Origin of the sequence: Micromonospora alfalfae, from assembly GCF_022230925.1 — a bacterium.
Taxonomy (GTDB): Bacteria; Actinomycetota; Actinomycetes; order Mycobacteriales; family Micromonosporaceae; genus Micromonospora; species Micromonospora alfalfae.
On sequence record NZ_JAKKFH010000004.1, the window covers coordinates 190,514 to 206,614 of the forward strand.

13 protein-coding genes and 1 riboswitch are annotated in these 16,101 nt (G+C 70.7%); of the genes, 3 read left to right on the forward strand and 10 right to left on the reverse strand.

All coding sequences use genetic code 11. From position 1 onward, the window contains the following. Nucleotides 1–27: 27 nt before the first annotated feature. From groL to MED01_RS03110, 3 genes are all read right to left on the reverse strand, one after another. Nucleotides 28–1,650, reverse strand: coding sequence for a chaperonin GroEL (gene groL / locus MED01_RS03100; RefSeq protein ID WP_088950420.1), 1,623 nt, complete (start codon nt 1,648–1,650; stop codon nt 28–30). Between the two features lie 272 nt (nt 1,651–1,922). Further along, nucleotides 1,923–3,077 carry a hypothetical protein gene (locus MED01_RS03105; RefSeq protein WP_238667014.1) on the reverse strand — a complete coding sequence of 385 codons (1,155 nt, stop codon included), beginning with the start codon at nt 3,075–3,077 and terminating at the stop codon, nt 1,923–1,925. Between the two features lie 94 nt (nt 3,078–3,171). Next, nucleotides 3,172–3,375, reverse strand: coding sequence for a cold-shock protein (locus tag MED01_RS03110; RefSeq protein WP_091402914.1), 204 nt, complete (start codon nt 3,373–3,375; stop codon nt 3,172–3,174). 324 nt (nt 3,376–3,699) lie between these two features. On the opposite strand from MED01_RS03110, the gene MED01_RS03115 reads away from it, so the two are divergent. Continuing rightward, on the forward strand, nt 3,700–4,230 hold the full coding sequence (locus MED01_RS03115; protein WP_238667015.1) for a GNAT family N-acetyltransferase: 531 nt from the start codon (nt 3,700–3,702) through the stop codon (nt 4,228–4,230). 169 nt (nt 4,231–4,399) lie between these two features. Here MED01_RS03115 and paaN read toward each other — a convergent pair whose 3' ends face one another. The 4 genes from paaN to MED01_RS03135 all read right to left on the reverse strand — a co-directional run bounded on the left by paaN (nt 4,400) and on the right by MED01_RS03135 (nt 9,960). Then, nucleotides 4,400–6,073: a phenylacetic acid degradation protein PaaN gene (gene paaN / locus MED01_RS03120; protein ID WP_238667016.1), complete on the reverse strand. Its 1,674-nt coding sequence runs from the start codon at nt 6,071–6,073 to the stop codon at nt 4,400–4,402. A gap of 150 nt (nt 6,074–6,223) precedes the next feature. Further along, on the reverse strand, nt 6,224–7,243 hold the full coding sequence (locus MED01_RS03125; protein ID WP_238667017.1) for a GNAT family N-acetyltransferase: 1,020 nt from the start codon (nt 7,241–7,243) through the stop codon (nt 6,224–6,226). Nucleotides 7,244–7,497: 254 nt separating this feature from the next. Continuing rightward, entirely contained in the window at nt 7,498–8,784 is a 1,287-nt protein-coding gene (thrC, locus tag MED01_RS03130; protein ID WP_238667018.1) for a threonine synthase, read from the reverse strand. 10 nt (nt 8,785–8,794) lie between these two features. Then, a riboswitch (SAM riboswitch) is annotated at nt 8,795–8,930 on the reverse strand. 67 nt (nt 8,931–8,997) lie between these two features. Next, a complete protein-coding gene (locus MED01_RS03135; protein ID WP_238667019.1) occupies nt 8,998–9,960 on the reverse strand; it encodes a DMT family transporter in 963 nt (320 codons plus the stop codon). A 91-nt stretch (nt 9,961–10,051) separates the two neighbouring features. On the opposite strand from MED01_RS03135, the gene MED01_RS03140 reads away from it, so the two are divergent. After that, nucleotides 10,052–10,357, forward strand: coding sequence for an ArsR/SmtB family transcription factor (locus MED01_RS03140; RefSeq protein ID WP_238667020.1), 306 nt, complete (start codon nt 10,052–10,054; stop codon nt 10,355–10,357). 272 nt (nt 10,358–10,629) lie between these two features. Here the strand turns inward: MED01_RS03140 and MED01_RS03145 are convergent, their stop codons facing one another. Next, nucleotides 10,630–11,085, reverse strand: coding sequence for a DoxX family protein (locus MED01_RS03145; protein ID WP_238667021.1), 456 nt, complete (start codon nt 11,083–11,085; stop codon nt 10,630–10,632). 269 nt (nt 11,086–11,354) lie between these two features. Between MED01_RS03145 and MED01_RS03150 the strand changes: the two genes are divergently transcribed. Then, a complete protein-coding gene (locus MED01_RS03150; protein WP_238667022.1) occupies nt 11,355–12,041 on the forward strand; it encodes a DUF4232 domain-containing protein in 687 nt (228 codons plus the stop codon). A gap of 9 nt (nt 12,042–12,050) precedes the next feature. Here MED01_RS03150 and MED01_RS03155 read toward each other — a convergent pair whose 3' ends face one another. Next, nucleotides 12,051–12,917, reverse strand: a complete 867-nt coding sequence (locus MED01_RS03155; RefSeq protein WP_238667023.1) for an ABC transporter permease — start codon at nt 12,915–12,917, stop codon at nt 12,051–12,053. Further along, nucleotides 12,917–15,781: an alpha/beta fold hydrolase gene (locus MED01_RS03160; protein WP_238667024.1), complete on the reverse strand. Its 2,865-nt coding sequence runs from the start codon at nt 15,779–15,781 to the stop codon at nt 12,917–12,919. Before MED01_RS03160 ends, MED01_RS03155 begins: the two co-directional genes overlap by 1 nt. Between the last annotated feature and the right edge of the window lie 320 nt (nt 15,782–16,101).

The window sequence follows — 16,101 nt, forward strand, 5'->3', positions numbered from 1 at the left end:
CCCGCCCCGTTCGGTGTCGGACTGGACTCAGAAGTCCATGTCCCCGCCACCCGGGCCAGCCGGGGCAGCCGGGTTCTTCTCCGGCTTGTCCGCGACAACGGCCTCGGTGGTGAGGAAGAGCGCCGCGATGGAAGCGGCGTTCTGCAGCGCCGAACGCGTCACCTTGGCCGGGTCGATGATGCCCGCGGCCAGCAGGTCGACGTACTCGCCGTTGGCGGCGTTCAGACCGTGACCCGCTTCGAGGTTACGGACCTTCTCCACCACGACGCCGCCCTCAAGGCCGGCGTTGACGGCGATCTGCCGCAGCGGGGCGTCGAGCGCGACCTTGACGATGTTCGCACCGGTCGCCTCGTCGCCGACCAGGTCGAGCTTGTCGAAGGCGGTCTTGCCGGCCTGAACCAGCGCGACGCCACCACCCGGGACGATGCCCTCCTCGACGGCGGCCTTCGCGTTGCGAACGGCGTCCTCGATGCGGTGCTTGCGCTCCTTGAGCTCGACCTCGGTGGCCGCGCCGACCTTGATCACCGCAACGCCGCCGGCCAGCTTGGCCAGCCGCTCCTGCAGCTTCTCGCGGTCGTAGTCGGAGTCGCTCTTGTCGATCTCGGCCCGGATCTGGTTGACCCGGCCCTGGATCTGCTCGGCGTCACCGGCACCGTCGACGATGGTGGTCTCGTCCTTGGTCACCACGACCTTGCGGGCGCGGCCCAGCATGTCGAGGCTGGCGGCGTCGAGCTTGAGGCCGACCTCCTCGCTGATGACCTGGCCACCGGCGAGGATGGCGATGTCGGTCAGCATGGCCTTGCGGCGGTCACCGAAGCCCGGCGCCTTGACGGCGACCGACTTGAAGGTGCCACGGACCTTGTTGACCACCAGGGTGGCGAGGGCCTCGCCCTCCAGGTCCTCGGCGATGATCAGCAGCGGCTTGCCCGACTGCATGACCTTCTCCAGGATCGGGAGCAGGTCCTTCACCGACGAGATCTTGCTGTTGGCGATCAGGATGTACGGGTCGTCGAAGACGGCCTCCATACGCTCCGGGTCGGTCATGAAGTAGGCCGAGATGTAGCCCTTGTCGAAGCGCATACCCTCGGTGAGCTCCAGCTCCAGCCCGAAGGTGTTGCTCTCCTCGACGGTGATGACGCCTTCCTTGCCGACCTTGTCCATCGCCTCGGCGATGATCTCGCCGACGGTGCTGTCGCCAGCGGAGATGGAGGCGGTGGAGGCGATCTGCTCCTTGGTCTCGACGTCCTTGGCGAGCTTGGAAAGCTCCTCCGAGACGCTCGCGACAGCAGCCTCGATGCCCCGCTTCAGGGCCATCGGGTTGGCGCCAGCGGCCACGTTGCGCAGGCCCTCGCGAACCAGGGCCTGGGCCAGGACGGTCGCCGTCGTCGTGCCGTCACCGGCAACGTCGTCGGTCTTCTTGGCGACCTCCTTGACCAGCTCAGCGCCGATCTTCTCGTACGGGTCCTCGAGCTCGATCTCCTTGGCGATGCTCACACCATCGTTGGTGATGGTGGGGGCACCCCACTTCTTCTCGAGCACGACGTTGCGGCCCTTGGGGCCGAGGGTCACCTTTACGGCGTCGGCGAGCTGGTTCATGCCCCGCTCGAGGCCGCGGCGCGCCTCTTCGTCGAACGCGATCATCTTGGCCATACGGCGTTGTCCTCCTGGACACTCACGGGCCACCCGAGATGTGTGCCCCGGATGGGCCGCCTGGTGTACGCACCTTGGGACGTCGCCACCTGGCGACGACGACGTCCTTCGGCCGGGCCGGATAGCCCGCGACGACCGGCCATGTGCCGCCCCGGCGTCTCCACGCCGGTGCAACCTGGCCCCACCGTCCCGACCATTGGCACTCACGGTATGCGAGTGCCAATGACTTGTTTAGCACTCTCACCTGCCGAGTGCAAGCACGATGCCGCCGCTCAGCCGAGTTCCGCGGCCAGTCCAGCGGTGTTTACCGGCCCCTCATGGGCGCGCTGCTCGGCGTACGTCACCAGCAGACCGATCATCTGCGCGAGGTGGGCCGGCAGGGCCAGCACGGCGGTGATCCCGATCACCACCACCGCCACGGCGGCGGTACCTGCCGAGGAGAACGGATCCGTTCCGAGCGTGGAGGTGCCGAACCCTTCCAGGCCACCGGGGATCAGGGTGCCGACGATCACCGCCACGGCCACCAGGGCCACCCGTCCGAGCAGCAGGCCGAGTCGGTCGTGGAACATCCGGAACGATCGACCGATCGGGTTGTGCCGTTCGAAGAGATAGACCGGGCCGGCCATGCTCAGCGCGAAGGCAAGGTAGATGCCCGGCAGCAGGCAGAAACAGACACCGACGCCGATGAGCAGACTGACCAACAGGGTCCAGCCCCACAGCCCGAGCGCCCGACGCAGGCCGTAGCGCAGCGCAGACTCCAGGCTGGCCGGCTGACCGGCCGCCTGCTTGGTGATCACCCAGGTGCCGGCGGCCCACCCGACAGACTGCACCAACCCGACCACCAGGCTGCCGCCGACCAGCAGGACCAGGAGACTCAGCAGTTCGGCGGCGAAATTGTCCGGCAGGGTGGGGGCCGACGTCGATTCGGCCTGGGCGGCCCACTTCGCCGACGGGTCCAGCCCGAGGGAGACCACCGAGAGCACCGCCGCCGGCAGCACCTGGGTGAGCAGCATGATCGGCACCAACTGCCGCCAGCCCCGGCGCAGCGCTCCCCCGCACCGGTTGAACCAGCCCTCGACACCGGCACCGGGCGGCGTGACCAGGGCGTCGTTCGGGTCGAACCCGTAACCCGGCGGGTACCAGCCGACCGGCGGCCCCGGGTACCCCGGCTGCCCGCCGTAGGGACCCGACCCGGGGGGGTAGCCCCCGGTGGGCGGGAACGCCCAACCCTGCGGTGGCGGGGCCACACCCCAGGCGCCCTGCGCGGGATCCCAGCCGGGCGGCGGACCGGCGGGGCCGGAGGGCGGGCCGGCCGGAGGCATGGCCGGCCCCCAGCCGGACGGCGGACCGGCAGGGCCGGAGGGCGAGGACGGGTCCGGCTCCCCCGACCCGGAGGGCGGAGTCGGCGGGGGTGGCTGGTCAGTCATGAACGCTCCTCAGCATCGGCTGGAACGGTTCACGATCTTCCCGGCTGCGTGCCCCTGCCGCAGCCCCGACTCGCGGGCCGATCGGCCAGGAAGCTCAGCCGATGACGCGCACGTGCTCCGCCTGTGGGCCCTTCTGGCCCTGGGTGATCTCGAACTCGACCCGCTGACCGTCGTCCAGCGCCTTGTAGCCGTCCATCTCGATCGCGGAGAAGTGGACGAACACGTCCTGACCGCCGTCGACGGCGATGAAGCCGTAGCCCTTTTCGGCGTTGAACCACTTCACGGAGCCCTGTGCCACGGTGCACTTCCCTCACTCTGCGCGGCGTTGCCTGACTCGGCGCACGGCACGGCCGGGCGCCCCGGACCACCGACTCAGCGATCGATGACCGCCATTGAAGCAGGTGACCGAAATCGCACGCTACACGAGGAGTGACGACCGCGCACGGCCACAAATCAGACACACTTCGGGGCGTCCCGACCGCGCTGACCGGCAGGGCTCGCGAGCCACCGGATTCGCCAGCGTCATTGCGAATGGAGGGAGGGTCGCGGGGCATCCCCGACGTGCCGGGGATCGGGCCCAGCTCGCGAAACGCCGTCCCTGCCCTGTGATAGGCATGCGGACATGACCACCGACATGGGCTCGCCGGCCCTGCGGCTCGCGGAGATCCGCCGGGTCCGGCCGGAGGACGCCGCCCGGATGCGGGCGCTGCGCCTGGAGATGCTGGCCGACGCGCCGTTGGCCTTCCTGGAGACCCTGGCGGACGCGGCGGCCCGACCGCACAACGAGTACGCCGCGCGGGTCGCGTACACCTCGGCTGGTTCCCGCAACGCGCAGTTCATCGCCGACCCGGGCGGCCGGCTGGTCGGGCACGCCGGTGGCACGACCCACCCGAACGAACCGGGGCTGACCGTGATCTACGCCGTGTACGTCACGCCGGCCTGGCGTGGCAGTGGCCTGCTCGGCGAGCTGGTCGACGGGGTGGCCGCCTGGTCCCGGGCCTGCGGCCGACCGGAGCTGCTGCTGGAGGTGGTGGTCGGCAACGACCGCGCCTACCGCGCCTACCAGCGCCTGGGCTTCAAGGACACCGGCGTACGGGTCCCCCACCCGAACATCCCAGCCCTGAACGAGCTACAGATGCGCCGACCCGCCTAACAGAGAACTAATTCCCCAGGCAGAGCCACTCTGATGCCCCTGAAAAGCCGGCAGCGACGCCACCGGCGTGCCCACAAAGGGTTTCCGGGGCAGCCCGACCCGCGCAGGGATCAAGCCTGACCGCCCGGAGCGGGTCGGGCTGCGCCCCGGAAACCCCCCACCGCAACCACTACACGTGACGCCGAGACTGAACGATCCGGAACCGGTTGGCCACATAAGCCCCGTCGGTCAGCGCCGAGTTGGCCGCCGCGTTGGCTCCGCTGCCGTGGAAGTCGGAGAACGCCGCCGACTGGTTGACGAAGACACCGCCGGTGAGGTTGCAGGACAGGTGCACCCCGACCTCGACAGCCACCGCCTCGGCCGCGTCCAGCACGGCCTCGTCGGTCGAGTAGACCCCGGCGGTGAGCGCGCCCTTCTCGCCGACGGTCCGGCGCAGCAGCTCCAGGCTGTGCGCTGTGGAGTCGGTCGCGATGGCGAACGAGATCGGCCCGAACCATTCCCGGCCGTACGTCTCCGTGTCGTCCGCGCTCAGCTTCACGATCGTCGGGGTACGCACCACAGCGTCGGCATACGACGGGTGGGCCACGGTCCGCGACTCCAGCACCGGCTCGCCGACCTTCGTCACCTCGGCCAGACGCTCCAGCACCCCGTCGTTGACGATGGCGCCGGTCAGCTCCACGCCTCGGGCCGGGTCCGCGGTGAGCTTGCCGACGGCGGCGGCGATGCCGCCGGCCACCTCGTCGAAGCTCTTGTGCCCCTGGTCGGTCTCGATGCCCCCGGCCGGGATGAGGATGTTCTGTGAGGTGGTGCACATCTGCCCGCTGTAGAGGGTCAGCGTGAACCCGAGGTTGCGGCACAGGCCGGCGAAGTCGTCGGTGGAGTCGATGACGACTGTGTTGAGGCCGGCCTTCTCGGTGTAGACCGATGCCTGCCGCGCGTGCGTCTCCAGCCAGTCGCCGTACTCGGTGGAGCCGGTGAAGTCGACGATCTTGACGGAGCGGTGCAGGGCCAGGTCGCTGGCGAGTTTCTCGCCGGGCGCCTCGGCCGCCAGCATGATCAGGTTCGGGTCGAACCCGGCCTCGGCGAGCACCTCCCGGGCGTACTTCACTGTGATGGCCAGCGGCAGCACCGCGCGCGGGTGCGGCTTGACGATCACCGGGTTGCCGGTCACCAGCGAGGCGAACAGCCCGGGGTACGAGTTCCAGGTCGGGAAGGTGTTGCAGCCGATCACCAGCGCCACCCCACGCGGTACCACGTGGAACGTCTTGGTCATCCGCAGCGGGTCACCCTTGCCGGCGGCCTTCTCCCAGCCCGCCGTGCCCGGGTGTCGGGTCATCTCGGCGTACGCGTACGCCAGCGCTTCCAGCGCCCGGTCCAACGCGTGCGCGCCACCGGCCTGGAAGGCCATCACGAACGCCTGCCCGCTGGTGAACTGCACCGCGTTGGCCAGCTCGAAGATGTGCTTGTGCAGCCGGTCGAGGATCTCCAGGCAGACGCCCACCCGGGCCTGCGGGCCGGCGTCGCGCCACGCCGGCAGCGCGGCGGAGGCGGCGCTGACCAGCTCGCCGGGGCCGGCGTGCGGGTAGCGCACCGCCAGCTCCACCCCGAACGGGCTCGTCTCGGTGGCGACCCGAGCGCCGCTGCCAGGCTGGTCGAGCCGAAAATCACCACCGAGGTACGCCTCGAAGGCGGCCTTTCCGTCGGCGGCGGCGGTCTCGCCGTAGACCCGGGGGCTGGGGGATTCGGGATAGGCGGACCAGTAGCCCCGCTCCGTGATCGCGGTCAGCGCACGGTTGAGGGTGTCGGCGTGCCTGTCGTACAGGGGATGCGGGGTCTCCGTCATGCCCGCCATCATGCCTGAGTCAGGTCCGCGAGCAGTAGCGCGAATGCCCGGCAGCGACGCATGCCTGAGTCAGGTCCACGAGCAGTAGCGCGAATGCCCGGCAGCGACGCATGCCTGAGTCAGGTCCACGAGCAGTAGCGCCGATCCCGGTCAGAGGGTGAGCTGCCAGTCGGTCCAGGAGTCCACCGGGCGGAAGCCGAGCTGTTCGTTGATCGCCACCATGTAGCTGTTGCTGGCCGCGTTGAAGGTGTCGATCACCCGTACCGCCGGCTCGTGGGTGAGCAGGTGGTGCAGGTTCTCCGCCTTGGCGATGAGGCCGAGCCGGTGCCCACGGTGGGCCGGGTCGACGATGGTGATCTGCTGGAACGCGTGCCAGTCGACGGTGGCGCCCAGGTCCAGCAGCGTCCAGGCGACCAGCCGGCCGGACGCCTCGTGCCGCATCCCGAGGTGGTAGCGCCGCCGGCCCCGGGCGTCCAGTGCCCGTTCGTTGCCGCGGATGCGCTCGGCGTCCACCTGCTCCGGCTCCCACTGCACGTCGCCCATTGGCGCGTCCATGAGCAACCGGCCGTCCAGGTAGGCGATGTCCGCCACGTACTCCTGCGGGGTGGAGCCCTGCCAGCAGACCGAGTGATAGCCCTCGGCTCGCGGTTGGGCCTCGGCGAGCGCCGCGCGCAGGGCGGCCCGGTCGATCTCGCCGACGTCGAGCCGGCGACGCACCTCGGTGAGTGCGGGCTGGGCGCCTGTCGCGGCGGCGAACGCGTCACCGGCCACACTTCGGGGCGGCCCGTCGGGCAGCGCGGAGACGGCCATCGCCACCACCCGTTTGCGGCCGTGCTCGCGGAGCAGGCGCAGCCCGTACTCGTGCAGGGCGCGGCCGACGCCCCGGCGCCGCAGCTGCGGATGCACCTGCAGCTCGGCGGTGGCGTTGTCGGTGTTGTCGAGCTGCGGCAGGTCCAGTTGGAGGTAGCCGGCCGGGACGCCATCCAGTCGGGCCAGCGCCCAGAGCGACAGGGTGCCGGGCATCGGAGTGTGGAACAGCGCGTCGAAGCGGCGCCGGCAGAAGGGCGGGAAGTCCGGGAGATCGGCGTCGTTGGCCGCCGACCCGATCCGGTACGCCTCGTCGACGGAGGCCCGGTCGGCGCCGTCGAACGACGTGATGGTGATGCTCATGCCGGTGAGCGTGCACGGTACAAAAGCGATCGGGCCAGCGAATTACTCGCTGGCCCGATCGAACGTTGGTCGGGAGGGACACTCGCACAACGCCTCCGGCGTTGGGTCGCAAGAACTTCAAAAGTCTTCGGCGAAATGCCCTCCCGCACGGAGCATCTTGCGCCGTCCGGTTCCTGCCGTCAAGTCCGTAGCGGCGGGTTTTCCACACTCACAGCGAAAACCCAGTTACCGACTGATCCACTTGGCCGCCCGGGTCAGCCGAGGAGACCGGCGTCGCGAGCGGCGCGCAGCGAGGGCTTGATGTGGTGGGTCGGGCCGACCTGGCCGGCCACCGCGTCGATGGTCTTCAGGCCCTCGCCGGTGTTGAACACGACGGTCTCGGCCGTCGGGTCGAGCCGACCGGACTCGACCAGCTTGCGCAGCACGGCCACCGTGACCCCACCCGCGGTTTCGGCGAAGACCCCTGTGGTGCGGGCCAGATCGCGGATGCCGGCGCGGATCTCGTCGTCGTCGACGTACTCCATCCACCCGCCGGTGCGGCGGACCGCTTCCAGGGCGTAGAGGCCGGCCGCCGGGTCGCCGATGTTCAGCGACTTGGCGATGCCGGTGGGCTTGACCGGGACGATCGTGTCGGTCTCGGCGTGCAGGGCGACGGCGATCGGGTTGCAGCCGGCGGACTGCGCGCCGAAGACCTTCCAGCCGTCGGCGGGCGCCTCGACCAGGCCGATCTCCACCAGCTCGGAGAACGCCTTGTCAATCTTGGTGAGCAGCTCGCCGCTGGCCATCGGGATGACCACCTGCGCCGGGATCCGCCAGCCGAGCTGCTCGGCCACCTCGTAGCCGAGGGTCTTGGAGCCCTCCGCGTAGTACGGCCGGACGTTCACGTTGACGAACGCGGTGTCCTCGAATTCGTCGGTCTCCACCAGTTCACCGCAGAGCCTGTTGACGTCGTCGTACGAGCCGTCGATCGCGACCAGTTCGCCGCCGTAGACGGCGGTGGTGATGACCTTGCCCTGCTCCAGGTCACTGGGGATGAAGACCACCGAGGGCGCCCCGGCGCGGGCCGCGTGGGCGGCCACCGAGTTGGCCAGGTTGCCGGTCGACGCGCAGGCGAACCGGGTGAACCCGAGCGCCTTGGCGGCGGTGAGCGCCACCGAGACGACCCGGTCCTTGAACGAGTGGGTGGGGTTGGCGCTGTCGTCCTTGACCCAGAGCGGCGCGGTGATGCCCAGCTCGGCGGCGAGGTGCGGGGCCGCCACCAGCGGAGTCAGCCCCGGGTCGAGGGTGACCCGGCTGGCCGGGTCCTGACCGGCGGGGAGCAGTGCGGCGTACCGCCAGATGTTGTTCGGGCCGGCCTCGATCTGCTCGCGGGTGACGGTGGCCAGCGCGGCCGTGTCGTAGTCGACTTCCAGCGGGCCGAAACACTCGTAACAGGCGTGCTGGGCGACGAGCGGGTAGCGGGCCGAGCAGGCACGGCAGACCAGGGCGCGGGCGGGGCTGGCGGCGGTGTCGATGCCGGAGGTGACGAGCGTCGACGTCATGTCGAGAGTCCTCTCATCTTTCCCCGCATCGCACGGTGCGGCGGGGACGGAATTGGCACCTGCCCCGCGGGTCGCTCAGCGGTGAGCGCGCGGGGTGGTTGCCGGGGCGTCGTCGGGCCGTATCCCTCAGCCCCTCTGGATGAGGTATTCAGTTGTGGGGTCGAGTCTAGGCAAAGCTGGGCGCGGCCTCCAGGGCAGATCCCAGGAAGTGGGTCAGCGGCCGCTCACGGCCACGGGGTCGGTCACCGCGATCGGGTCCGTCACAGCTGTCGGTCGGGGCAGCGGCGTGGTCCGGGGCCGGGCAGCGAGGTTCGCGGCGATCAGGGCGGCGATCGTGATGGCAGCCCCGACCAGTTCGACAGGCTCGGGGCGGTAGCCGCGGGCGATCTGCACAGCGAAGGTGGTCACCGGGACCAGGTTCATGAACAGCGCAGCGTTGGCGGCGCCGAGTCGCTGTACGCCGGTGTTCCAGGCCAGGACCGCGATCACCGCGCCCACCAGCACGGCGTACGCCAACTGCGGGGCGACCGCCGCGAGGTCGGCGGCGGCCGGCGCGTGCTGCCAGCCGACGGCGTCGGCGCCGATGCTCAGGACGAGCATGGCGGCGGTGCCAGCGAGCGCGGTGAGGGTGGTGAAGCGCAGCGGGGACCATTCGCCGAACCGGCTGGCACCGTGGGTGTAGATGCCCCAGCCCAGCACCGCGCCGACCATCATCAGCCCGCCGAGACCGAACTGGCCGAGCCCGGCCAGGCTGCCGCGGGTGATCACCAGTCCGACTCCGAGGAGCGCCACCAGGGAGAGGGCCAGCAGCAGCGGCTTCGGGCGTACGCCGTCGCGGGCCCAGCGCACGAGTTGGGTGATCACCGGCGTGGTGGCCACGAAGAGCGAGATCTGCTGCGGGGCTGCGTGTTCGAGCGCCAGGTTGGTGAGCAGGTTGAAGCCCGCGAAGCCGACCACTCCAAGCACCACCACCTCCAGCGCCCGGCCTCCGTGCCGAAACGCGCCGGCACCCTCGCGGAGCAGCAGGATGGCGACCAGGACGACGGCGGCCAGCAGGTAGCGCGCTGTGGTCAGGTTGAGCGGGTCGACCCGGTTGAGCGCGCTGGCCAGGATCGGGAACATCACGCCCCAACCGAGCACGGCGACCAGTGGGTACGCGGTGGCGCGGGATCGCATCAGCAACTCCAATGTTCGAGTATCGTCGAACCAACGGCACCGACATTAGGGTGTTGTTCGATCATTGTCGAACAAGGGTTACACTGGTCACATGGAGCCGCACGAACCCGACCTGACCGCTGTCCCGGTGACCAACGTGCTTGCCGCACTCGCCGACGACGTGCGGCTGCAGATCGTCCGGGCGCTCGCCGAGGGCGGCGAGGCCGCCTGCGGCAGCTTCGACTTCGGCGTCTCCAAGGCGACCCGCAGTCACCACCTCAAGGTGCTGCGCGAGGCGGGCCTGACCCGGACCCGGGCCGCCGGCACCAGTCGACTGGTCCGGCTCCGCAGGGACGAGCTGGACAAGCTCTACCCCGGCCTGCTGGACGCGGTCCTCACCCAGCGCCCGCCGGCCTGACCCTTTCGCTTCGGCCCTTACGCCGCGTCGCCGCCGGTCACGGCCGCGGGGCGGGTGAGACCTGCCACTCGCGCACGCTGTGGAGCTGAATCGTTTACGACATCAGCGCAGCGCCGGGAGCCGGCGCGCGGGCGCAGAGCTGGGAGCCGGCGCGCGGACGCAGAGCCGAGAGCCGGCGCGCGGCCCTCGCGGAGCACTGCGGGGGGCGATCTCTGGCCGGCGCGTCGCCGGGGCCGCCTCGTCGAGGCCCCGGCGACGCGGTACGGGTGCGGTCAGACGACGATCGAGCTGCTTTCGGCCATCGACGCCACCGGCGCGGACTGAATGTCGCGGCGACGCGCGAGCAGCGTGTCGAGCGCCCAGGCACCCGGACCGAGAGCCGCGACCAGCAGGAACGCCCAGCAGAAGAGCGCTGCCCGCTCGCCTCCGTTGTGCAGCGGCAGCAGAGCGTCCGGCTGGTGCACAACGAAGTAGGCGTACGCCATCGAGCCGGAGGCGAGCAGCGCGGCGGGTCGGGTGAAGAACCCGACCAGCACCAGTACGCCGCAGACCAGTTGAATCAAGGCAGCCCACCAGCCCGGCCAGGTGCCGAGCGGTACCGCCTTACCAGTCATCGGGTTGCCGCCGAACAACCCGAACACCGAGGACAGTCCGTGCAACGTGAACAGCAGGCCGATCACGATGCGGAACAGGGACAGGGTCGGCCCGCCGAGCCGAGAGACGTTCATGGCACCTCCATCGAGGAGAGTGAATGGGTCCCATCGATCCTGGGGCACGTAGGCATCGAAAATCATAAGTTCCTTGCTGGTGGGAAAATCCCTCCTGAAAACGGTGTGAACCAGGACTGCCCGCACCCCTCCCCCGTGATGTCGCAAACGATTCAGCTCCAAAGGGATACCGGGAGGGGTTCCGCACCAGTTCGTGTGGCGGCGCAGAGAGAGCCGGCGAGGCCGGGGCTGGGCGGTGGTGTGTTGCGCAGGTGGGCGAGGATCAACAGATGATCTCCCGCGACACGGCAGCACAGCGACGCATCACAGCGACTGTCGCGATGGCTCTCGTGCTTGCCGGCTGCACCCGCGACCATCGCGGCCAGTCCGGAGACCCGAGCCAACCGCCCCCCGCGTCGAGGGCGGAGGCGGGCCCGACCGCCAGCACCGAGCCGACGGGCGAGTGCCCGCCGACCGGCGTCCGGATCCGGGCAACCGGCGGGGACGCCGCCTCGGGCCTGCGCGCCCTCGGCATCGAGCTGGTCAACTGCGGCGAGCACCCCTACCAGCTCAACGGCTATCCGGTCCTGCACGTGTTCGACGAGGAACGCGAGCCGATCATGCTGCGGGTGGTCAACGGCGCCAAGGAGATCACCTCGGGCTTCGACCAACCACCCCGGCGGGTCACCCTCGCCGCCGGGGAGCGGGCCACCGCCGTGGTGCTCTGGCGCAACCTGGTCACCGACTCGACGGTGGTCGCCACCAACGGCGAGTTCCTGACCGTGGCGCCCGCCGCCGGGCAGCCGGCCGAGGAGGTCGACCCGGACGGGCCGATCGACCTCGGCAACACCGGTCGGATCGGCGTCAGCGCCTGGAAGAAGGCCGACCCGTCCACGCCGGTGCCGACCCGGCCGGCCCCGCCGCCGGCACCGAGCGCGGCACCGTCGTCGGTGAGCCCGCCCGACAGCCGGCTGTGAGCCGAGCCGCTACGACGTGATGTCCTTGCGGGTGAAGCGCCAGAACGCCAACCCCCAGAACAGCGTCGCGTAACTGATCGCCGAGATGCAGCCGCGCACCACATCGTCGGTCTGCACCGGCGTCGACAGCAGTCCCAGCCAGGCGGTGCTGAAGTGGGTGGGCAGGAAGTCGCGCAGCGCGCCCAGGGCGGTGATCTGGTCCAGGATGCTGGACAGGATCCAGAGCAGAACCGCGCCACCCACCGCGCCCAGCGCGGCGTCCGTGATCACAGACAGCAGGAACGCCAGGCCGGCCACCACCAGCAGTACGACAGCCAGGTAGCCCAGCACGGCCAGCAACCGCAGCAACCCCTCGGTGGGTTCCAGCTCGGCGGCGACGGTGCTGCGCAGCGGCGACCAGCCGTAGCGCAGGGTGCCGGCCAGCAACGCGGTGCCGGCCAACAGCAGCAGGGCCAGTCCCGAGTACGCGAGCGCCACCATCAGCTTCACAGTCAACAACCGCGCCCGGGGCACCGGGATCGCCAGCAGGTACCGCAGGCTGCCCCAGCTCGCCTCGCTGGCCACCGTGTCGCCGCAGAACAGCGCGACGACCACCACCAGCAGGAACGACGCCGAGACGAAGATCGAGAACAGGGTGAAGTTGAGCCCGCCCGAGGTGGCCAGCTCGACCAGGCTGGCGAACTCGTTGCGACCGTTGTCGTCGTCACCGCCCGAGTCGAACTGGAACGCGATCAGGATGATCAGTGGCAGCAACACCATGAACCCGAGCGCCAACTGGGTCCGTCGCCGGGATGCCTGCCGACGGAACTCCGCCGCGAACGGCATGGTGGCCGACGGCCGGTAGCCACGGGCCTCACCCGCGTCAGTAACAGCCATCACCGGTCACCGCTTCCCCGAGAGTTCTCGCCCACCAGGGCGAGGAACGCGTCCTCCAGGCGTCGCCGAGGCACCACCCGGTCCACTCCGATGCCGGCGCGCACCAGCTCCGCCACCACCTCGCTGCGGGCCGTGCCGTTAATGTCGACCACCAGTTGGCCGTCGCTCTCCGGCAACACACGGACCCCGTGCAGCCGGTCCAGCACCGCCCGCGCCGCCACCGGGTCGGTGACGTCGAAGAGCACGCTCGGCGACTCGCCCACGATCTCCTCCACCGGCCCGGACGCCACGATCCGGCCCTTGTTCACCACCACCGCGTGTGTGCACGTCTGCTCCACCTCGGCCAGCAGGTGGCTGGAGACCAGCACCGCCCGGCCGTCGGTGGCGTACCGCTGGAGCACCCGGCGCATCTCGGCGATCTGTGGCGGGTCGAGCCCGTCGGTCGGCTCGTCCAACACCAGCAGTTCGGGGAGACCGAGCATGGCCTGGGCGATGGCGAGCCGCTGGCGCATCCCGTGGCTGTAGTTCTTGATCCTCCGGTGCACCGAGTCGCCCAACCCGGCGATCTCCAGCGCCGCGTCGAACTGTGCGTCCTCCCACGGCCGCCCGGTGGCCCGCCAGTACGCCTTCAGGTTGTCGAGACCCGACAGGTGCGGCAGGAAGCCCGGCCCCTCCACCAGCGCCCCGATCCGGGACAGCACCGGTGAGCCGGGCACCAGCCGACGACCGAAGACGTAGATCTCCCCGGCGGTCGGCTGGGTCAGCCCCATCAGCACCCGCAGGGTGGTGGTCTTGCCGGCGCCGTTCGGCCCGAGCAGACCCACTACCTGACCGGGGTGCACCTCGAAGTCCACGTTCGACACGGCGACGAAGCCGTCCGCGTACTCCTTGCGCAGAGCGCGCACGGCCAGCGGTGTGTCCGCGTACTCCGGATGCACCGACCGGTCCTGGCGGCGGTGCCGGCGGCGGACCAGAGCGACGACCACGACGAGCCCGATCACGATGGCGGCGAGCAGGCCGGCGAGCACCCAGCGCCAGATCGTGGCCGCGGTGGGGATGGGCTCACCGCTGACGGTGGGCAGGCTGACCGCACCGTCCACGGCCACCGTGTAGACGGTCGGCGTGGCCGGCGTGGTGTACGCCTGGTCGGAGGTGGCCACCACCAGTCGCAGCCGGTGCCCGGCCTCCACCCGGCGGACGATCCCGGGCAGCGTCACGGTGACCGGGCGGGCGTCCTGCACCTGCTGCGGAAGGCCGGTGAGTCGGATCGGGGCGACCAGGCCGTTCGGCAGGGTGGCCGCCCCGTCCGGGTCGACGTCGTAGAGCTTGACGAAGAGCACCGCCTCGCCGGTCGGCGACGCTGCCCGCACTGTGACGGTGGGCGAACCGGCCACGTCCACGGCCTCGGTCAGCGGGGTGGACTCGAACTGGGCGTGCTGGCCGGGTACGTCACCGGCCACGCCGTCCAGCAGCGAGGCGAGCCCGCCCGCGAACGGGATGGAGGAGATGGCCGCCGGGTTGCCGTTCGGCGGGTTCGCGATCGGCTGTGCCGGGCCGGCGACAGTCACCTCCCGGCGGGCGTTGCCGGCCAGGCCCGGGTAGTCGGCGCGGCGGAACCCGGTGGCGACGAGGCCCCGGTCGAGGGCGTCGAAGCCGGCGATCCGCGACCAGGTGAAGTCGTCTCCTGGGGCGTCGCCCTCGCCCTTCACGTAGTGGTCCAGCCACTGGACGGTCAGGAACTTCACCCGGTCGGAGTCCGACCGGGGTCCGCTGCCACCGTCGTGCCCGCCGGTGAACCAGGCGACCCGTACCGGGGTGCCGGTGGCGGCGATGCCCTTGGCGTTGGCGTCCGCCTCACCGAGCGGGAAGAGGGTGTCCGCCTCGCCCTGCACCAGCAGGGTGGGTGCCTTGATCCGGTCCAGCACGCCGGCCGGGCTGGAGCGGCGCAGCAGGTCCACGGCGGCCTGATCGGCCTGGCCGGTGGTGGCGATCCGGAGGTAGGCGGCGCACACGTCGGCGGCGAACCGACCGCAGGACGGGTCGGCGGCACCGGCCGGGGCGCCACCGGGACCGGTGCCGGGGCCGGCGCCCGGCCCGGGGCTGGGCGGGCCGGCCGACGCCGGTGCGCCCTGTGGCTGGGCGGCGGTCGCGCCGGAGAGCCCAGCCGGGCCGGAGCCCACGTTTCCGCCGCCGCCGAAGAAGAGGCCGGCCCAGCCCTTCTTGAACACGCCCTCGGTCGGCGCTCCGCCGGTGCTCTCCGGCAGGAACGCGCGGGACAGGTCGTTCCAAGTGATCATGGGTACGATCGCGTCGACCCGACGGTCCTGGGCGGCCAACAGCAGGGCCAACCCACCGCCGTACGAGCCGCCGACCACACCGACCTTCGGGTCGCCGGCCGCGTCGGTGCGTACCTCCGGCCGCGTGGCCAGCCAGTCCAGCAGGCGCTCAGCGTCGCGTACCTCGTAGTCCGGGTTGTCCAGGTGGATCTCACCGCCGCTGCGACCGAAACCCCGCGCCGTCCAGGTGAGCACCGCGTAGCCACGCCCGGCGAACTCCTCCGCGTCGGAGCGCACCGATTCCTTCGTGCCGCCGAAACCGTGCGCCAGCAGCACCGCCGGCACCTTCCGATCGGACGAGGCGTCATCCGGCAGGTAAAGGGTGGTGTCCAGGTCCACCGGTTGGTCGCCGGACGGTCCGGAGCGGACGGTGAGCATCGCGCTCTCGGTGCGTACGCCCGGTCCCTGTGGCCACACCGCCCAGGTCACGGCGGCGGCCAGCAGCACGACGACCACCGCGGTGGTGATCGCCCGGCGGCGGGTGGGCAGGGCACGCCGGAACCACGCGGCCGGCGACGGCGATGTCATGCGGCACACGGTACGGCCCGCAGCCTGAGCGTTGGCTGAGATCCGCCGTACGTCCGTCCGGTTGCTCCGATCGGTGCGCGGTGGGGTGCGAGCGCGCACCGTCCGACGCGGCACAGCGAGTTGAGTTCGGATCCCGTGAATTCCGATCTTCCGCAGATATCCACATCGATCCCTCCATGTCACACCCACAGCGGACGCAGAGCGTGGCGGTAACGCGGACAAATGGTGACATGGCTCGAAGTGACGCGAACCTGACTCGCCGAGTGAGGTCTGACCAGGCGGGGGTTCGATTAGTTTTCCGGTCCGGTGCACGGGACTTG